This is a genomic window from Streptomyces eurocidicus (assembly GCF_002891295.1).
GTDB classification, from domain to species: domain Bacteria; phylum Actinomycetota; class Actinomycetes; order Streptomycetales; family Streptomycetaceae; genus Streptomyces; species Streptomyces eurocidicus.
The window spans coordinates 121,145-139,578 of record NZ_LGUI01000014.1 but is presented as its reverse complement, the minus strand read 5'-3'; the positions used below and the strand labels follow the sequence as shown (position 1 = coordinate 139,578).

General features: G+C 75.1%; 15 protein-coding genes. 12 read left to right on the top strand and 3 right to left on the bottom strand.

Going from position 1 to position 18,434, the window contains the following annotated elements; translation table 11 throughout:
• Positions 1–52 precede the first annotated feature (52 nt).
• On the bottom strand, positions 53–1,120 hold the full coding sequence (locus AF335_RS32680) for an ABC-2 transporter permease (RefSeq protein WP_102922048.1): 1,068 nt from the start codon (positions 1,118–1,120) through the stop codon (positions 53–55).
• Positions 1,121–1,271: 151 nt separating this feature from the next.
• Between AF335_RS32680 and AF335_RS32675 the strand changes: the two genes are divergently transcribed.
• From AF335_RS32675 to AF335_RS32665, 3 genes are all read left to right on the top strand, one after another.
• Positions 1,272–1,634 carry a hypothetical protein gene (locus AF335_RS32675; RefSeq protein ID WP_102922047.1) on the top strand — a complete coding sequence of 121 codons (363 nt, stop codon included), beginning with the start codon at positions 1,272–1,274 and terminating at the stop codon, positions 1,632–1,634.
• A gap of 163 nt (positions 1,635–1,797) precedes the next feature.
• Positions 1,798–2,670 (top strand): esterase/lipase family protein, encoded by an 873-nt coding sequence (locus AF335_RS32670; RefSeq protein WP_102922046.1) that lies wholly within the window; start codon positions 1,798–1,800, stop codon positions 2,668–2,670.
• Between the two features lie 137 nt (positions 2,671–2,807).
• Positions 2,808–3,305, top strand: a complete 498-nt coding sequence (locus AF335_RS32665; RefSeq protein WP_228772849.1) for a ribonuclease FAU-1 family protein — start codon at positions 2,808–2,810, stop codon at positions 3,303–3,305.
• Positions 3,306–3,314: 9 nt separating this feature from the next.
• Here AF335_RS32665 and AF335_RS32660 read toward each other — a convergent pair whose 3' ends face one another.
• Positions 3,315–4,550, bottom strand: a complete 1,236-nt coding sequence (locus tag AF335_RS32660) for an APC family permease (protein WP_244927223.1) — start codon at positions 4,548–4,550, stop codon at positions 3,315–3,317.
• A 140-nt stretch (positions 4,551–4,690) separates the two neighbouring features.
• Between AF335_RS32660 and AF335_RS32655 the strand changes: the two genes are divergently transcribed.
• The 8 genes from AF335_RS32655 (at position 4,691) to AF335_RS32620 (ending at position 15,619) form a co-directional block, all read left to right on the top strand.
• On the top strand, positions 4,691–5,149 hold the full coding sequence (locus AF335_RS32655; RefSeq protein WP_102922043.1) for an Lrp/AsnC family transcriptional regulator: 459 nt from the start codon (positions 4,691–4,693) through the stop codon (positions 5,147–5,149).
• A gap of 38 nt (positions 5,150–5,187) precedes the next feature.
• Positions 5,188–6,738 (top strand): carboxyl transferase domain-containing protein, encoded by a 1,551-nt coding sequence (locus AF335_RS32650; protein WP_102922042.1) that lies wholly within the window; start codon positions 5,188–5,190, stop codon positions 6,736–6,738.
• A 343-nt stretch (positions 6,739–7,081) separates the two neighbouring features.
• Positions 7,082–8,305 carry an ATP-grasp domain-containing protein gene (locus tag AF335_RS32645; RefSeq protein ID WP_102922041.1) on the top strand — a complete coding sequence of 408 codons (1,224 nt, stop codon included), beginning with the start codon at positions 7,082–7,084 and terminating at the stop codon, positions 8,303–8,305.
• The gene (locus tag AF335_RS32640) at positions 8,302–10,059 is read left to right on the top strand and encodes an IucA/IucC family protein (RefSeq protein WP_102922040.1); all 1,758 of its coding nucleotides are present in this window, start codon (positions 8,302–8,304) and stop codon (positions 10,057–10,059) included. The genes AF335_RS32645 and AF335_RS32640 overlap by 4 nt, the downstream gene beginning before the upstream one ends.
• Before the next feature lie 118 nt (positions 10,060–10,177).
• Entirely contained in the window at positions 10,178–11,884 is a 1,707-nt protein-coding gene (locus tag AF335_RS32635; protein ID WP_146045656.1) for an IucA/IucC family protein, read from the top strand.
• Entirely contained in the window at positions 11,881–13,068 is a 1,188-nt protein-coding gene (locus tag AF335_RS32630) for a type III PLP-dependent enzyme (protein ID WP_170127854.1), read from the top strand. The genes AF335_RS32635 and AF335_RS32630 overlap by 4 nt, the downstream gene beginning before the upstream one ends.
• A 255-nt stretch (positions 13,069–13,323) precedes the next feature.
• On the top strand, positions 13,324–15,186 hold the full coding sequence (gene asnB / locus AF335_RS32625) for an asparagine synthase (glutamine-hydrolyzing) (RefSeq protein ID WP_102922039.1): 1,863 nt from the start codon (positions 13,324–13,326) through the stop codon (positions 15,184–15,186).
• Between the two features lie 55 nt (positions 15,187–15,241).
• Positions 15,242–15,619 carry a GntR family transcriptional regulator gene (locus tag AF335_RS32620; protein ID WP_184743612.1) on the top strand — a complete coding sequence of 126 codons (378 nt, stop codon included), beginning with the start codon at positions 15,242–15,244 and terminating at the stop codon, positions 15,617–15,619.
• A gap of 160 nt (positions 15,620–15,779) precedes the next feature.
• On the opposite strand, the gene AF335_RS32615 is transcribed toward AF335_RS32620, so the two are convergent.
• A complete protein-coding gene (locus tag AF335_RS32615; RefSeq protein ID WP_102922038.1) occupies positions 15,780–16,943 on the bottom strand; it encodes a DUF5925 domain-containing protein in 1,164 nt (387 codons plus the stop codon).
• A 112-nt stretch (positions 16,944–17,055) separates the two neighbouring features.
• On the opposite strand from AF335_RS32615, the gene AF335_RS32610 reads away from it, so the two are divergent.
• Positions 17,056–18,426, top strand: coding sequence for a glycoside hydrolase family protein (locus AF335_RS32610; RefSeq protein WP_102922037.1), 1,371 nt, complete (start codon positions 17,056–17,058; stop codon positions 18,424–18,426).
• The last annotated feature ends 8 nt before the right edge of the window (positions 18,427–18,434 follow it).

The following is an 18,434-nucleotide window of genomic DNA, read 5'->3' as shown; positions in this document are numbered from 1 at the left end:
GCGCATTTACGGGCGCGCGCGGAGGCCGTGCGCTAGGGGCGTACGACCCCTGTCACGGGCGGTTCCGGTACGGCGCCCCGCCATGGGGCGTCCCGTCGGCCCCGCGCCGGAACACCGCGCACACCATCGTCACCGCCGTGCCGGCCACCGCCCAGGCGGAGAGCACCAGCAGCGGGCAGGTCAGCGCGTTGCCCTGGAAATAGGCGATCGAGCGGGCGGACCAGGTGCCCGCGCCCGGGGGCAGGGCCGGGCCGATGACGCGCCAGAAGGAGGGCAGCAGCGGGTAGGGGTAGGCGCCGCCCGCGCTCGGGTTGCCCAGCACCACGACGATCGCGATCGCCAGGCCGATGCCGACGATCCCGGCCAGCCCCTGGAGGGCCAGCGTGGTGGCCCCGACGGCGAAGACCACCAGGGTGCCCAGCCCCCACAGGCCGAGGACGCTACCGGGCAGCGCGTCCAGGCCGGGGCCGGTGATGACGGCGCCGAGCAGCCCCGCGACCGCCGCGTAGAGCGCGAGCGCGGTGAGCCGGAAGCCGGCCCGGCGGGCGTTGGCGGGCCGGGCGCCGGCGCTGATCGCGAGGATCGCCGCGCACAGATAGCCGCCCACGCACCAGCCCACCACCAGGTAGAAGGAGCTCAGGCCGCGGGAGTCGCCGGCCGCGACGGGGACGATGTCGGTGACCTTGAGGGAGCGCTGTTCGGCGGCCTCGGCACGGGTGACGACCGCCTCGGTGGCCTGGGCGAGGGAGGAGCCCGCGCCGCCGGCGACGAGCAGGGTGTCGGTGGTGGAGCGCGGGTCGACGATCAGCGCGGCCTCCAGGTCGCGCTCCCGGATCCGGCTGACGGCCGCCGCCCGGTCGGGCACCGCGCTGACCTCCAGGGCCCTGCCCGGCAGCTTGCTCAGCCGCTCCACCAGCTGACCGCTGAGCGCCCGGGGCGCGACCACGCCGAGCGCGACGTCCTTCGGCTTCGGGGCGTGGAAGGCGCCGACGTAGGAGGTGATGAAGGCGAGCTGGAGCACCAGCGCGCCGATCACCAGCAGCGCGGCGCGGCCGGTCACCGCCTCCCGCACCTCCTCGACGAAGGTGGGGCGGGCGTCGGTGCCGGGGGTGCGGTCCATGTCCCGAGCCTGCGGGGTCGGGCGGGCCGCCGCAGGTGGTGCGGGCCGTTCGGGCGACCGGGCACCGGAAGAGGGAGGGCGCCTCACCTCGGCATTCGTACGAATATTTGAGCGACTGGTGTGGGTGGCGTGACTTGCGCGACTGACGCGGATGGCGCGACCGGCACGGACGGCCGCGCGGGACGCGGCGCCCGGCCCGGTCCGCACGGCGCCCGCGGCCCCGGACGCCGTGACCGCCTTCCTCGCCGACGGCTCTTCGGCCACCCGCACCCGGTCCCGTACCCGCCCCCGCACTCGGTCCCTCGCCGAACCGACCGCGCCCCGCACGGCGGCTCGGGTACGGGCCGTGGCACCGCGCGCGGAGGGCCTCGGGGACGCCCGACTCGCCGCGCACCGGCCGCCATTCGGCCCCGCCGGCGACAAGGCGCGCCGCGTCGAGGCCGCCGACGGCGAGGCGCGGGCGCGCTTCGGCGCGGCCGCCGCGCAGCCCGCGGCCGGCCTCGGAGTGGCCTGATTCACTTGGTGTGATTCCTGTGGATTTGCTTGACGAAAGCAAGAAATTCCCCGCAGTCTACTCGCAAGTAAGTTCACGCCCTCGTAACGCACCCGCAACACGGCCTGCCGTGCGTTCCGGCCTGCCCTCGGGCGTGACTACCCCCCACCCGCGAGGAGTTCAGATGAACCTGCGCCGGAGATCCCTCCGTACCCTGCTGTCCGCCGTGGCGCTGACCGTGGCGGCCGCCGTGGCTCCCACCGTCGCGACGGCCACCCCGGCCCACGCCGCCGGTGTGACCAGTGGCTGGAACAACACCTCCTGCAAGCCCTCGGCCGCCCACCCGCGCCCCGTCGTCCTCGTGCACGGCACGATGGAGAACAAGACCAACAACTGGTGGTCGCTGGCGCCTTACCTGGTCGACCGCGGCTACTGCGTCTTCTCCTTCGACTACGGCCAGCTGCCGGGCGTCCCCGCTTTCTACGGTCTCGGCCCGGTCGACAAGGGCGCCGAGCAGCTCTCCGCCTTCGTCGACAAGGTGCTCGCCGACACCGGCGCGTCCAAGGTCGACCTCGTCGGTCACTCCCAGGGCGGCATGATGCCCCGCTACTACCTGAAGTTCCTGGGCGGCGCCCCCAAGGTCGGCACCCTGGTGGGCATCGCGCCCAACAGCCACGGCACCACCATGTCCGGCCTGACCAAGCTCCTCGACATCGTGCCCGGCGCCCGCGACGCGATCACCGGCGTCGCACCCGGCCTGACCGACCAGGTCGTCGGCTCGCCCTTCATGCGCAAGCTCAACGAGGGCGGCGACACCGTGCCGGGCGTCAACTACACCGTGATCGCCACCCGGTACGACGAGGTCGTCACGCCGTACGCCACGCAGTTCCTCACCGGTCCGAACGTCAAGAACATCCTGATCCAGGACCGCTGCGCCGTCGACATCTCCATGCACCTGACGCTCGGCACCATCGACCGCGTCGCCTTCCACGAGACGGCCAACGCCCTCGACCCGGCCAACGCCACGCCGTCCTCCTGCGCCTCGATGGTCAGCTGACTCCGATGCCTTGAGGTCCGGCCCCGGCGGGCGCCCGCCGGGGCCGGACGGGCGAAAATCGCTGGCCGGGACGTCCGTGGCCGGGAGAGGCTGCGTCCGGATCGACCGGCGCGTACGACGAAGAGCGAGGCACGGACATGGGCGGAAGGCTGATGGCGGGCGGCGAGGTGGCCGTCAGGCTGGTGAAGGCGGGTCGCACGAAGGTGAGTTACCCCGCCGTCGTGATCGCCGACGACGGCACGCACGCCGTCGTACGGGCGCCGTGGGCGGGGGACGTGGCCCGTGACTTCGGATTCGTCCGCTTCGAGAGCGGGGACGTCTTCACCGAGCACTACTGGCGCGACCGCTGGTACGCCGTCAAGGAGGTCCGCACCTCCGGCGGCGTCCTCAAGGGCTGGTACTGCGACGTGACCCGGCCCGCCGGCATCGCCCCGGACGGCCTCGTCGTCGAGGACCTCGACCTCGACCTGTGGGTCTCCGCGGACGGCGCGTCCGTGCTGCGCCTGGACGAGGACGAGTTCGCGGACAGCGGCCTGGAGACCCGCGACCCGGCGGCGGCGGCCGCCGCCCGGCGCGCCCTGGACGAGCTGGAGGCCGTCGCCCGCGCGAACGGCCTGGCGGAACTGCTCGGCTGAGCCGGGTGCTCACCCCGTCCGCCGCCCCCGGTACGTCATGAATCCCCAGGCCGCCACCGCCAGCCCCGCCGGTATCAGCAGCAGCGCTCCGGTGAACGCCAGCACCGCCGCCGTGAGCAGCGTGCTGACGACCGCCGCGCACCACAGGGGCGTACGGCGGGGGAGGAGGGCGAGGGCCGACAGGAGGCCGGCGAGGGTGACCGAGGCGAGACAGGCGGACGTGGCGCGCATCAGCCGGTCCAGGTCGGCCGCGCCCAGGGCGACCGCCGTGCCGACCGCCGCGCACGCCACCGCCAGCACCGCCAGGCTGTACCGCGGTACCTGGCCCGGACCGCCGCCCGCGGCGAGCCGGCGCGGGGCGGCGCCGTCCCGGCCGAGCGCGGCGCCGAGCCGGGAGGCGCCCGCCAGATAGGTGTTGACCGTGCCGAAGGTGAGGAGGAGGGCGACCGCGGCGGCGACCGGGCGGGCCACGGTGTCCATGCTCCGGGCCAGCAGCTCCGTCAGCGGGGTGTCCGTGGTGGCCGCGGCCGGGCCGAGCGCCCCGATCGTCGTCACGGCGAGCCCCAGGTAGAGCACGGAGACCACGGCCAGCGTGCAGGCCGTCACCCGGGGCAGGTCGCGCGCCGGATTCGCGAACTCGCCCGAGAGGTGGCTCGCCGCCTCCCAGCCCGCGAAGGCGAAGAACAGGACGGCCGCCGCCGAGCCGACCGAGCCCCAGCCGTGCGGCATGAACGGAGTGAAGTGCGCGGCCCGCACCTCCGGCGCCGCGGCCAGCGTGGCCCCCAGCAGCACCGCCACCAGCAGTCCCACCAGGAGCAGTTGCACCCGGCCCGACAGGTGCAGGCCCCCGCAGTTGGCGGCGAACGACGCGGCGACGACCAGTGCTCCGACCGCCACCGCGCCCGCGTCCCCCCAGGCGCTCCAGCCCAGCGCCCCCGCCACGTACTGCCCGCCGATCAGCGCCGCCGACACCACGCCCATCGGCACGGCGCCGTAGAACCACCAGCCGACCACCGCGGCCGCCCGCGGCCCCGCGGCCCGGTGCACGAAGGTCGCCACCCCGCCGCCGTCCGGGAACCGGGCGCCGAGCGCGGCGAAGGAGACCGCGACCGGCACGCTCGTGACGAGCAGGACGACCCACGCGAGGACCGACGCCGGCCCGGCCGCGTCGGCGGCGAGCGCGGGCAGCGCCAGGACGCCCGGGCCGAGGACGGCACCGGCGCACAGGGCCGTACCGCCGGCCACGCCCAGACGTCGGACGGGCGGTCGAGGAGGGGCGGGAACATGAGTGGTTCGTACGGTCACGGGGGCCGAAGCTAGCTCCATCGCCGAGTCACCGGTGGCCCGGCCGAACGAAATTCGGCGCATGCGTCACCATGGGGCCCATGGACGACATTGATTCGGCGATAGTCCGGGAACTCCAGCGCGACGCACGGCAGACCAACCGCGACCTCGCCCGCGCCCTGGGCATCGCCCCCTCCACCTGTCTGGAGCGGGTGCGCTCGCTGCGGCAGCGCGGCGTCATCACCGGCTACCGCGCGACCGTCGACCTCAAGGCCCTCAACCGGCCGGTGCAGGCACTGCTCTCGGTCCGGATCCGGCCGATGAGCCGGGAGGTCATCGAGGGGTTCAAGGCGTACGCCATCGGCCTGCCCGAGGTGCTGAACGTGTACGTGGTCGCGGGCGGCGACGACTTCCTCGTCCATGTCGCCGTCCCGGAGGTGAACCACCTGCACACCGTCCTGATGGACCGCTTCTCCGGGCGCCGGGAGGTGGTGGACTTCCGCAGCTCGGTGATCTACCAGCACGTCAGCAAGGATGTGGTCGAACCGTTGGCCCCCTGACACCCCGCCGGGCCCGCCGCCGTGGCAGGGTGATCGACATGACTGAAAACCGCCCCCGTATGTCCGCCCGCGAGCTCGTCGAGGCGGTGACCGACCCCGGCAGCTGGCAGTGCTGGGACGAGCCCGTCGAGGTGACCACGGACGACCCCGCCTACCGTGCCGACCTCCTCGCCGCCCGCGAGCGCACCGGGCTGGACGAGTCCGTCGTCACCGGCGAGGGACGGATCCGGGGGCGCCGGGTGGCGCTGGTCGCCTGCGAGTTCCGCTTCCTGGCCGGGTCGATCGGGGTGGACGCGGGGGAGCGGCTGGTCCGGGCCGTCGAGCGGGCCACCGCCGAGCGGCTGCCGCTGCTCGCGGCGCCCGCCTCGGGCGGCACCCGGATGCAGGAGGGCACGATCGCCTTCCTCCAGATGGTCAAGGTCGCCGCCGCGATCACCGACCACAAGGCGGCCGGGCTGCCCTACCTCGTCCACCTGCGCCACCCCACCACGGGCGGCGTCCTCGCCTCCTGGGGCTCGCTCGGCCACCTCACCTCCGCCGAGCCGGGCGCCCTCATCGGCTTCCTGGGCCCGCGCGTCCACGAGGCCCTCTACGGCGAGGAGTTCCCCCAGGGCGTCCAGCTGGCCGAAAACCTGCTGGCGCACGGCCTGGTGGACGGGGTGCTGCCCGCCGAGCGCCTCGCGGAGGTCGCGGCGCGGGCCCTCTCCGTGCTGTGCCGGGACGCCGACGGCGGTACGGACGCGGCGCCCGCGGTCGTGCGCCCGGCCGGCGGCGCCTCCGCCGCCCCCGTCGACATCCCCGCCGCCGAATCGATTCGCCGCTCCCGCAGGCCCGACCGCCCCGGCGTCGCGGAGCTGCTGGCCGCCGCCGCGACCGAGGTGACCCCGCTCAGCGGCACGGGCGCGGGGGAGCACGATCCGGGGCTGCTGCTCGCGCTGGCCCGCGTCGGCGGCACGCCGTGCGTCGTGCTCGGCCACGACCGGGGCAGCCACGCCACCCCCGCCTCGGGCGTCCCGGCCGCGGGCCAGGCGCTGGGGCCGGCCGGACTGCGCGCGGCCCGCCGCGGTATGCGCGTCGCCGCCGAGCTGGACCTGCCGTTGCTCACCGTGGTCGACACGGCGGGCGCCGCGCTCTCGCGGGACGCCGAGGAGGGCGGCCTGGCCGGGGAGATCGCGCGGTGCCTCGCCGACCTGGTGACGCTGCCCGCCCCGACGCTGTGCCTGCTGCTCGGCCAGGGCGCGGGCGGCGCCGCGCTCGCCCTGCTTCCCGCGGACCGGGTGGTGGCCGCCCGCCACGCGTGGCTGTCGCCGCTGCCGCCGGAGGGCGCGTCGGCGATCCTCTACCGCACCACGGAGCGGGCGTTCGAGGTCGCCGCGCGCCAGGGCGTACGGTCCGCGGACCTGCTGGAGCACGACATCGTGGACCTGATCGTCGAGGAGGAGGCGGCAGAGGGGGTCGCCGACGGCGGGTTCCTGCCGCGCCTCGGGGCCCTGCTCGGCACCGAGCTCGCCGCCCTCTCGGCACGCGACCGGGGCGAACGCCTCGCCGACCGCCGCGCACGCTATCGGCGTATCGGCCTGAACGGGTGAGGGTCCGGCGGGGATGAACGGGGCATTACGGGTATACGTCCGAAGGGAATTGACAAGGTAAGGCTTGCCTAACCTAGGGTCTTCCTTGTGAAGGAGACCACTCCCGACACCCCTCGCCCCGCCGGCGGGCGGGCGGCGCCGACGTGCCGCGCCGCCCGCCGGACGGGCCGGGAAGCCCGCCCCGCCCGGCACCGGCCGCCCGCGGAGGACGCCGCGCGGCGCGCGGACGGCGGGCCCGGGGGCGGAGCCTTCCGGTTACCGGAAGGGGCGGGCGGGGGAAGAGACCCGCCGGACACGTCCTGGCCCCACGCCCCCCCCGCGGCCTGCCGAAAGGCGTACCCCCATGCGGCTCCACCTCCTCGCGCTCAACCCCACCGACTCCGTCACCGACGGCTTCCTGCCCGCCGCCGCCCGCCTCGGACTGGACGTCACCCTCCTGACCGACCGGCCGGACGCGCACCGGCGCGCGTACGAGGAGGCCGCGGGGGAGCTTCCCGCGCTCGACGTCGTGGGCTGCGACGTACGGGACTTCCGCGAGGTCATCGGCCGGATCTCACGGTTCGGCCCCCGGCGGCGGCCCGACGCGGTCTTCACCAACAGCGACCACCTCCAGACCCAGGCCGCCCTGGCCGCCGACTACTTCGGGCTGCCCGGCAAGGACTGGAAGGCCGCGCTGCGCACCAAGAACAAGGCCGAGCTCCGCCGCGCCCTCGCCGAGGCCGGCGCCGACACCGTGCGGTCCGTGGAACTCGGCCCGGCCGAGGACCCGGGCGCGCTCGCCACCCGGGCCGCCCTGCCCTTCCCCTGCGTCGTCAAGCCGCGCGAGGGCGTGGCCAGCGAAGACGTCGTCCTCGCGGCCGACGCGAGGGAACTCGCCGCCCGCTGCCGGGAGATCCGCGCCCGCCGCCCCGGCGCCGCGCTCGTGGCCGAGGAGTACCTGGACGGGCCGCTGCACACGCTGGAGACCCTGGGCGACGGCCACGTCCTGCACGTCCTCGGCGCCTTCCGCACCGGCCTGTCCCCGCTGCCCCACTTCGTCGAGGAGCGGCTCGAACTGCTCCCCGCCCCGCCGCGGCCGCACGCCGAGCGGGTCCTCGCCCAGCTCCGCGCCCTCGGCGTCGGGTTCGGCGTCTGCCACACCGAGTACGTGGCCCAGGGCGACCGGGCCCGCCTCGTCGAGGTCAACTACCGCGCCATAGGCGACCAGTGCGACCTGCTGCTCGCCGATGTGCTGGGCATCCCCCTCTTCGCGCACGTCCTGCGCACCCATCTCGGCGAACGGCTCCCCGCCGACCTCGGCGCGCGGGTGGACGGCAGGGCGCGCGTGGAGTATGTCTGCGCCGGTCGCGGGGGTACGCTCGAGAAGGCGCCCCCGGCGAGCGACGACGAGCGCGACGGCGTACGGCTGGTCTACCGGCCGCTGAGGCGAACCGGCGAGGCGCACCCGCTCTACCGCACCAACCGCGACTATCTCGGGGTACTGCGGGCGACCGGCACCGACCAGGGCCGGATCGACCGCGCCGTCGAGGAATTCCTGGCCGTCCGGCGCTGGGAGATCGTGTCATGAGCCTGACCGGTACGGACGTGGTGGAGGACGAACTGCTCCAGCGCGTCCTCAGCACCCTGCTCCGCGAGGACGTCTACGGCCTGCGCGGCGGCGCGCGCCCCGAGGCGCGCCCCGACGGCGACTGGCTGCGGATCAGGGCCGGCGAGGAGACCCTGCTGCTGCCGGTCGGCCCCGAGGGCTTCCAGTGCGAGATCGCCGCCCGCCGGCCGGTGGTGGAGACCGCCGGCGGCACCCTCACCGGGCTGCGGCCCGTCCTCGCCCTGCTGCGCGCCGCGGCGCCCGACGAGGACCGGGCCGGCTACGACGCCTTCCTCGCCGAGTGCGACGAGGCGCTGGCCACCATCCGGTTGCAGGGCGAGGTCCGCGAGGACGTCCTCGCCCGGCTCGCCGCCGCCCACGGCCCCCGCACCGCGCACTGGACCGGACTGCGCCACTCCGTCGCCTACGACACCCTCGCCGCCTTCCGCGACCACCCCGTCTACCCCACCGGCCGGTCCCGCTCCGGCCTTACCGAGTCACAATTACGGGCGTACGCACCCGAGTTCCACCCCGCCTTCGCCCTGCGCTGGCTCGCCCTCCCGCGCACCGCCGTCCAGGGCGACACCGGCCGGCTGCCCGCCTGGTGGCCCCCGCCCTCCGTGCTCGGCCTGCCCGGCCTCGACGCCACCCACCTCGCGCTGCCCGTCCACCCCCTCACGGCCGCCGGGCCGCTGGCCGCCGCCCTCCGCGCGGCGGCCGGCAACGGCCCGCCGGGCACCGCGCACCTCGCCGAACGCCCCTGGCTGGACGTGGTGCCCACGCTCTCCACCCGCACCGTCGCCGTGACCACGGACCCGGCCACCCACCTCAAACTCCCGCTCGCCACCGCCACCCTGGGACTGCGCAACCGCCGCACCATCAAGCCCGGCACCCTCCCCGACGGCGCGGCCGGCCAGCGCCTGCTCGAAGCGGTCGTCGCCCGCGAGCCCCGCTTCGCCGGCACCGTCCTGCTCGCCGACGAGCGCACCCACCTCCAGGCCGGTCACGAACTCCTCGCCGCCCTCGTCCGCCGCTACCCGCCCGGCCTCCGGGGCGCCCACGTCGTGCCCGTCGCCGCGCTGCTCGCCCGCGCGCCGGGCGGCGCCCTCGTCGCCGAGGAGCTCGCCGACCACTACTACGGCGGCTCGCTCACCGCCCTCCTCGACGCCTACCTCACCCTCCTTCTCGACTGGCACACCACCCTCTTCGGCTACGGCATCGCCCTGGAGTCCCACCAGCAGAACACCTCCCTCGTCCTCGACCGGACCGGCCGCGGCACCCGGCTGCGGTTGCTGTTCAAGGACAACGACGGGCCCCGGGTGCACACCGCGCGGCTCGCCGACCGGCTCGGCGGCACCGCCGGGGACCTCCTCGGCTTCGACGACCGGCGGATCCTCGTCGCCGGGGACGCCCCCGTGGCCGACGTCTTCGCGACCATCACCGTCCATCTGTGCGCCGGCGCCCTCGCCTTCGAGCTCGGCCGCCTCGGCCTCGCCCCGCTCCCGGACCTCCTCGCCCTGCTCCGCACCCGGCTGGCCGAGGCCGTCGGCCGTCTCGCGGACACCGCGCCCGGCGCCGCCGCCGTCCTGCGCCTGCGCGTCCTGGACGCCGACCGGCTGCCCGTCAAGGCCATGATCACCGCCGGCACCCTGCTCACCAAGGAGCGCTCCGGCGCCACCGACATCAACAAGCACTACGTCGACGGCCCCAACTACCTCCGGAACACGGCCCGATGACCGCCTCCCCGCCCGGGAGAACCAGCGCCTTCACCGCCCCTCGCACCCCCGCGACCCCCACATACCGCACGTTCCGCACGCCCTCCACGCCCCCCTCAGCACCCGCTGGAGCCGCCGCATGTCCTCCCCACGCACCGCCCTCGCCGGGGTGGCCTCCGCCGACCACGTGGTCGCCCACACGCTGCTCAACTGCCTGCTCCGCGAGGTGTCCGGCCCCGAGCACCAGACCGCCGTCACCGACGGCCACCTGCTGCTGCGCCTGCCCCACCGCGGCGTCCTCCTCCGGGCCGGACTGCGGCGCGTCTCCCTCGTCGGCGCCCACCGCTTCACCGGTCCCGTCGCCGAACGGCGCGGCGAGACCTGGACCGAGCTGAGCTGGCGGGCCCTCGCCACGCACATCCACCGCGAGCTGGAGCTGCGCACCGGCGTCCGCAACGACGAGTTCCTGGCCCAGGTGGCCGCCAGTCACGCCGGCGTCCGCGCCGCCCTCGGCGCCGTCCGCCCGCCCGCCACCGGCGATCCGTACATGGACTCCGAACAGTCCCTGCTCTTCGGCCACCGCTTCCACCCCACCCCCAAGGCCCGCACCGGCGCCCCGGCGGACTGGGGCCGCTACGCCCCCGAGGCCCGCGCCCGCTTCCGCCTGCGCCATCTGGCCGTACGCCGCCACCTCGTCCGCGAGGAGACCGCGACCGAGGGCGCCCTCGCCCCGCTCGACCGGCAGCGCCCCGTGCCCGAGGGCCACCGCCTGCTGCCCGTGCACCCCTGGCAGTACGCCATGCTCGCGGGCCACCCCGTCCTGCGCGCCGCCCTCGACCGCGGTGACGTCCTCGACCTGGGCCCCGGCGGGCAGGAGTTCGAGCCCACCGCCTCCGTACGGACCCTCTACGACGGCCGGGACTTCCTGAAGTTCAGCCTGAACATCCGCATCACCAACTGCCTGCGCAAGAACGCCGAGTACGAACTGGCCGGCGCCGTCGCCCTCACCCGCCTCCTGGAGCCCGTCGCCACCTCCCTCACCGCCCGCTTCCCCGGCGCCGACCTGCTGCGCGAACCCGCCTACCGCACCCTCGACCTCGGCAGCAGGGACCTCGCGGAGGGCTTCGGCGTCATCGTCCGCGAAGGGCTGGCCGCCCGCCTCGCCCCCGGGCTCACCGGCCTCCTCGCCGCCGCCGTCGCCGACGAGTACCCCACCGGCGGCGCCCACCTCGGCCACCTCCTGCACGGAGCCGGCCCCGAGCAGGCCCTCGCCTGGTGGGACGCCTATCTGCGGCTGCTCGTCCCCCCGGTCCTCGCCGCCTACTTCGACCACGGCGTCGTCCTCGAACCCCACCTCCAGAACGTGATCGTCGGAGTCGACGCCGACGGCACCCCCCGGCAGGTCCTCTTCCGCGACCTGGAGGGCACCAAGCTGCTCGCCGGCCACCACGCGGCCGCCCTCGCGGCCCTCCCCGCCGACGTCGCCCGGCCCCTGACCTACGACCCCGAGCGCGGCTGGGACCGCGTCGTGTACTGCCTGCTCGTCAACCACGTCGCCGAGATGCTCGCCGCCCTCGCCGACCGCCACCCCCACCTCGAACCCGAACTGTGGTGCGCCGTCCGCCGCGTCCTCGCCGCGCGGGCCGCCGCGCACGGCGGCCCGCCGCCGCTGCGCGCCCTGGTCGCCGGGGCGCCGCTGCCCGCCAAGGCCAATCTGCTCACCCGCTGGGAACGCAAGTCCGACCGCGACGCCGGCTACGTCCGCATCGCCTCCCCGCTGATGTCGGACCTGCTGGCCACGCTCACCACCGTCGGCCGCACCGAGCCCTGGAGCGCCACCCCGTGATCACCCCCCGCGTCGCCGGCCACGCCGCACGGCTGCCCTCCGCCGGCCTGCCCGCCTACGTCTACGACCTCGCCGCCCTGGACGCCCACGCGCGCGAGGTCCGCGCCGCCCTCCCGGAACGCGTCGAGCTGTACTACGCGGCCAAGGCCAACCCCGCCCCCGGGATCCTCACCGCCCTCGCCCCCCACGTCACCGGCTACGAGGTCTCCTCCGGCGGCGAACTGGCCCATGTGCGGGCGGCCGTGCCCGGCGCGCCGCTCGCCTTCGGCGGCCCGGGCAAGACCGAGGAGGAACTGCGCCTCGCCCTCTCCCTCGGCACCGAGCGCTTCCACGTGGAGAGCGCGGGCGAGCTGCGGCTCCTCGCCGCCCTCGCCGGGGAACGGCCCGGCGGCGCGCCCGTGGACGTCCTGCTGCGCGTCAACCTCCCCGCCGCCGACGGAGAGCTGAGCGGCGCCGCGCTGGCCATGGGCGGCCGGCCCGGCCCCTTCGGCCTCGACCCGGCCGACGCCGAGGCGTGCCTGCCGCTGCCGCCCGGCGGCCCGCTGCGGCTGCGGGGCGTCCACGCCCACCTGGCCAGCGGCCTCGACGCCCCGGCCCAGCTCGCCGTCGCGGGCCGGGTCGTCCGCTGGGCCCGCGCCCTCGCCGACCGGCACGGCCTGCCCCTGGACGAGGTGAACACCGGCGGCGGCATGGCCGTCGACTACGCCCGCCCCGAGGCCCGCTTCGACTGGGCCGCCTACGGAGCGGGCCTCGCCGCCCTCGCGGCCGCGCACCCCGGCCTCACCCTGCGCGTCGAGCCCGGCCGGTCGCTGACCGCCCACTGCGGCTGGTACGTCACCGAGGTCCTCGACCTCAAGCACAGCCACGGCGAGGCGTTCGCGATCCTGCGCGGCGGCACCCACCATCTGCGCACGCCCGCCGCCAAGGGGCACGACCAGCCCTTCACCGTGCTGCCCGCCGAGGAGTGGGCCCGCCCCTGGCCGCGCCCGGCGGCCCTGGCCGAGCCCGTGACCCTGACCGGCCAGCTGTGCACGCCCAAGGACACCCTCGCGCGGCGGGTCCCGGTCGAACGGCTGCGGGTGGGAGACCGGGTGGCCTTCGCGATGGCCGGCGCGTACGCCTGGAACATCTCCCACCACGACTTCCTCATGCACCCGAACCCGACCTTCCATTTCCTTTCCTGAGGCCGGTCGCGAGGCCGGTCCCGAAGTACGGCCGGCGGTTCCGGACAACGAGGGTCCGACTCCGGCCGGTTGTCGTTCCCGAGGCGCCCGGAAGAGGATCCTCAGGTTTCGCGCGCTCTTAGATGGTGAATGCATCTATATGGCGGGTGGCGATCACCGAACGCCCGCCGGCCGACGACGGAACGCGCTGTACGGGGGCAGAGCCACGCCCGGGCACCCCACCCGGGCGGCCTACCGAGAGGGGAGACCGCGACCATGTGCGGGATCACCGGATGGATCGCCTACGACCAGGACCTCAAGGCCGGCCCCCTGGAGGCCCGGGACACCCTCGACGCCATGACCCGGACCATGGCCTGCCGGGGCCCGGACGCCTCCGGCACCTGGCTCGACACCCACGCGGCCCTCGGCCACCGCAGGCTTGCCGTCATCGACATCGAGGGCGGCGCCCAGCCCATGCGCGTCGAGCACGACGGACGCGTCCTCCTCGCCACCACCTACAGCGGAGAGGTCTACAACTACCGCGAACTGCGGGCCGAACTGGAGGGCCTCGGCCACGCCTTCCGCACCAGCAGCGACACCGAGGTCGTGCTGCACGCCTACCTCGCGTGGGGCGAGGACTTCACCGAGCGCCTCAACGGCATGTACGCCTTCGCCCTCTGGGACCCGCGCACCGAGGAACTCCTCCTGGTCCGCGACCGCATGGGCATCAAGCCGCTCTACTACCACCCGCTCGCCGACGGCGTCCTCTTCGGCTCCGAGCCCAAGGCGATCCTCGCCCACCCCGCCGTCCGCCCCGTCGTCGACGCCGAAGGGCTCGCCGAGCTCGTCGCCTTCACCAAGACCCCCGGCCACGCCATCTACAAGGGCATGTACGAACTCCCGCCCGGCCACACCCTCCGGGTACGCCGCCAGGGCCGTGTCCTCCGCCGCTACTGGGCCCTGGAGGCCCGGGAGCACACCGACGACCTGCGCACCACCGTCCACCGGATACGCGAGCTGCTCGACGACATCGTCACCCGCCAGCTCATCGCCGACGTCCCCCTGTGCACCCTGCTCTCCGGCGGCCTCGACTCCTCCGCCATCACCGCCCTCGCCGCCAAGGGACTCGCCGACGCCGGGCACGGCCCCGTCCGCTCCTTCTCGGTCGACTTCACCGGCTACACCGAGCACTTCACCCCCGACACCCTGCGCGCCACCCCCGACGGCCCCTACGCCCACGCCCTCGCGAAACACGTGGGCGCCGACCACTCCGACATCGTCCTCGACACCGCCGCCCTCATGGACCCCGCCCACCGCGCCGCCGTCCTGACCGCCCGGGACGTGCCCCTCGGCCTCGGTGACGGCGACACCTCGCTCCACCTGCTCTTCAAGGCCGTCCGCGCGCAGTCCACCGTGGCCCTCTCCGGGGAGTCCGCCGACGAGATATTCGGCGGCTACCGCTGGTTCCACAACCCCGAGAGCGTCCGCGCCGCCACCTTCCCCTGGCTCGCCCCCGGCGGCATCGACCACTTCTCCGGCGCGGGCGAGGGCCGCGTCGCCCTGCTCGACGGCGGCCTCCTCACCAAGCTCGACGTGACCGGCTACCGGGACGCCCGTTACCGCGACGCCCTCGCCGAGGTGCCCCGGCTGCCGGGCGAGAGCGGCCGGGAACGCCGTATGCGCGAGATCGGCTACCTGCACCTCACCCGCTTCGTCCAGTACCTCCTCGACCGCAAGGACCGCGCGAGCATGGCCGTCGGCCTGGAGGTCCGGGTGCCCTTCTGCGACCACCGCCTCGTCGAGTACGTCTTCAACACCCCCTGGGCCATGAAGACCTTCGACGGCCGCGAGAAGTCCCTGCTCCGCGCCGCCACCCGCGACCTCCTCCCGGCCGCGATCGCCGACCGGCTGAAGAGCCCCTACCCCAGCACCCAGGACCCGCGCTACAACGCCGCCCTGCGCACCGAACTCGGCCGGGTCCTCGCCGACCGCGACGCGCCCGCACGCCCCCTCCTCGACACCGCGAGCGCCACCGCCTCGCTCGCCGAGGGCACCGGCGGCCGCTACCGCACCGCGACCGAACTCGCCCTCGGCCTCGACGCCTGGCTGCGCCGCTACGACGTCACGCTGGAGCTGTGACGGGCCTTCTGGCGCACAATGGGTGCACGACCCGCGCCCAGCCAGGAGTCCCACCGTGGCCTTGCAGATGACCGTCGACCCCGACGCGGCCGAGCCGCCCTACGAGCAGATCCGCGCCCGGATCGCCGAACGGGCACGGACCGGCGCCCTCCCCGTCGGCTACAAACTCCCGACCGTACGGGGCTTCGCCGAGGAGCTGGGCCTCGCCGCCAACACCGTCGCCAAGGCGTACCGCGCCCTGGAGGCGGACGGCGTCATCGAGACCCGGGGCCGCAACGGCACGTTCATCGCGGCCCCGGGCGACACGGCCGCCCGCGAGGCGGCCGCCGCGGCCACGGCGTACGCACAGCGCGCCCACCGCCTGGGCCTGGACCGGACGGCGGCCCTGGCGGCGGCGGAGGAGGCGCTGCGCGTGGCGTACGGGGAGGAATAAAGCCCGTCCGGCGTTTGAGGACCGGGGTCCGGGGCGGAGCCCCGGTTACGGGAAGGGGCGGGTAGGGGAAATTCCCCCGGAGGGCCCACTGGCCCCGGCCCCGGCCCCGCCCGGACCCCGACGGCGAGCCCTCACTCCGGCCGAGGCCCCGCCAGCCCGCTCACAGATACAGACCCGCGTCCGCCCCCTCCGTCTGCGCCGGCACCGACGCCGGTCCCACCCCCCGCCGCAGCGCGAACAGCTCCGCGAGCGTGGCCCCCTCCCGCCCCAGCCCCGTCTCCTTGCCCGGGGCCTCCCGCCCCAGCCAGTCCGCCGCCTCCTTGCGCGTCAGCGGCCCCACCTCGATCCGGGCCAGACACCGCCCCGGCCGCACCACCGCCGGATGCAGCCGCTCCAGGTCCTCGTTGGTGGTGACGCCGACGAGGACGTTGCGGCCCTGGCCCAGCAGCCCGTCCGTGAGGTTCAGCAGCCGGGACAGCGCCTGGCCGGCCGTGTGCCGGGCCTCGCCGCGGATCAGCTCGTCGCAGTCCTCCAGCAGCAACAGCCGCCAGCGGCCCCGCTCCGTGCCCTCGTCCTCGCCGATCGCGATGTCCATCAGATAGCCGACGTCGTTGAACAGCCGCTCCGGGTCCAGCACACAGTCCACCTGGCACCAGTCCCGCCACGAGCGGGCCAGCGTCCGCAGCGCGGACGTCTTCCCCGTGCCCGGCGGGCCGTGCAGGAGCAGCAGCCGGCCCGCGATGTCCGCCGGGGTGATCTTCATCAGCCCGTCCAGCGCGTCGGCCACCGGCGCCGTGTAGTTGGCCCGGACCTCCTCCCAGGTGCCGGCGGAGATCTGGCGCGTCGTCCGGTGCGGGCCGCGCCTGGGCGAGACGTACCAGAAGCCCATCGTGACGTTCTCGGGCTGGGGTTCGGGCTCGTCCTCCGCGCCCTCCACCGCCTGGGCGAGCACCGATTTCGCCAGGGTGTCGCAGGTCGCGGTCACGGAGACGTCCGCGCCGCGGTTCCAGCGGGACACCAGCAGGGTCCAGCCCTCGCCCTCGGCGAGGGTCGCGCTGCGGTCGTCGTCCCGCGCGGAGCGCACCACGGTGGCGGCCGGCGGCAGCAGCGTAGCCCCGGATCTCACCCGGTCCACGGAGCGGCTGTGCGCGTAGGGCTGCTCGCCGGTGGCGAAACGGCCCAGGAAGAGCGCGTCGATGACATCGGACGGCGAGTCGCTGTCGTCCACGTTCAACCGGATCGGCAGGGAACGCTCCGCGGGCGTGGGGTCCGCTTCGGTGGGCAGGGTCTGCCTCCTGGCATCGGGGCGGCGATCGGCACACATGCCGCCCATGATCCGGCACCCACCGCCCCCGCGCACCCGGGTTTTCGCCGGATCCGCCGGAGTTCGTCCGGAAGGCGCCCATACGGATTCGGCCGCCGATACGCTTGCCGCAATGGGACGTCATCGGGTGGGACGGGCGATCGCCGGGGCGGGGCGGTGGCGGATCATCGCCCTGTCCGGCGCGGGACTGGTCGCCCTGGCACTGCTGGTCACGATGCTCGCCGGCGGCTTCCCGGGCCCCGGCGGCACGGACGACAGCGGCGGCAGAGCCCCCGCCACCCTCGGCTGGGGCTTCACCCACACCCAGTACAGCGCCGACCACGGCGACGACGACGCCCGCCGCACGGTCGCGGGACTGCTCTCCCACAGCCCCATGCCGCAGAACCAGCACATCATGGGCTGGGGCGTCGACAACCCCGAACCCAGGCCGGGCGCCTACAACTTCCGCGACCTCGACCGCCGTGTCGCCCTGATCCGCGCCACCGGCGGGACTCCGGTGCTCACCCTCTGCTGCGCCCCCGACTGGATGAAGGGCGGCGGCCCCCGCACCGACTGGTCCCAGAAGTCCCTGGAGAAGGCGCCCGACCCGGCGCACTACAAGGACTTCGCCCAGCTCGCCGGAGTGATCGCCAAGCGCTATCCGGACGTCCGCCACTTCATCGTCTGGAACGAGTTCAAGGGCTTCTTCGACGAGTCCAGGAACCGCTGGAACTACGAGGGCTACACCGAGCTCTACAACCTCGTCTACCGCGAGCTGAAGAAGCGGAACGGCGCCAACGCCGTCGGCGGCCCGTACCTCAGCCTGGACAGCAACTCCCCGGGCGGGAGCTCCAACGCCTCCTCCGTGCGCGGCCCCTGGGGCTCCGTCGACCAGCGTGCCGTCGACGCCTTCACCTACTGGAACGACCACAAGGCCGGCGCGGACTTCGTCGCCGTCGACGGCTCCAGCTACACCCGCGACGGCAACCGCCTGCTGCCCGACGAGTTCGGCGCCACCCAGAAGTTCGCCGACACCACCGCCTGGCTGCGCAAGGCCACCGGCCTGCCGGTCTGGTGGTCCGAGTGGTACGTCGAGCCGGGCGACGGCAACGACGAGCGCAAGGGCTGGACGGAGGAGCACCGCACCGCGGTCCAGGCCACCGCCATGATGCGGCTCGCGGAGGCGGGCGCCGCCACCGCGTTCTACTGGAACCCCCAGGAGACCGGCGCCGACTGCCCCGGCTGCCTGTGGCGCAGCACCGAGCTGAAGGACGGCGGGACGGGCCTGCCGATGCTGGACCTGCTCTCCCGCTTCGCCAGGACGTTCCCGCCCGGCACCGCCCTCCGCACCCCCGGGCTCACGGGCCCCGGCCGCTCCGACGTCCGCGCCCTGGCCGCCGAGGACACCGCGCTGGTCGTCAACACCCAGAACCGCCCCGTCACCGTCACGGTGGACGGCCGGGGCGTCGACCTGGGTCCCTACGAGGTCCGCTGGCTGGGCTGATCCCCGGG